Origin of the sequence: Micromonospora deserti (genome assembly GCF_003236335.1) — a bacterium.
GTDB lineage: Bacteria > Actinomycetota > Actinomycetes > Mycobacteriales > Micromonosporaceae > Micromonospora > Micromonospora deserti.
In genome coordinates this window covers 1-530 of record NZ_POUB01000553.1, presented here as the reverse complement: position 1 = coordinate 530, position 530 = coordinate 1, and the positions used below count along the sequence as shown (strand labels likewise).

Sequence of the window (530 nt, the reverse complement as noted above, 5' to 3'; positions counted from 1 at the left end):
TCGACGCCCCCCCACGCCGCGTCGTCCGGCGACCGCCCCGCTGCCGGAGAGCGGGCGGCCGACGTCGAGCGGTCGTCTGACGCCGAGCGGGTGTCCGGGGTCGACAGGGTCCTGGGCGCCTCGGGGCGCGACAGCGCGTCCGGCGTCGAGCGGGCCTGGGGGCCGGACCGTGCGCCGGGTGGCGACCGCCCGACCGCGGAGGAGCGGGACCCGGGCGCCGGGCGGCAGGCACCGTCGGCCGCCGAGCCGGACTGGTCCGGCCCGAACTGGAACCGGCCCAGCTGGGGCGGCGCGTGGGCGCCGCCATGGGCCCGTGAGGAGGGCGAGCCGCCCCCCGGCCGCCGCGCCCGCGCGGAGGGCGGTGAGCCGGTCAGCCGCCGCGAGGAGGCCGAGCCCGTCGGGCGGTGGTCCCGCGAGGAGGCAGAGCCGGTCGGCCGCCGCGCGCGCGAGGAGCCGGCGTCCGGCTGGGCCGACGAGCCCCACCGGCCGTACGAGCCGGTGCGGGCCGAGTATGGCCGGCCCTACGAGAC

The 530-nt window shown here is 82.1% G+C and carries 1 pseudogene; it reads left to right on the top strand.

What is annotated here, in order from left to right:
• Nucleotides 1-530, top strand: a pseudogene (locus C1I99_RS33045) (hypothetical protein); the annotation flags it as partial.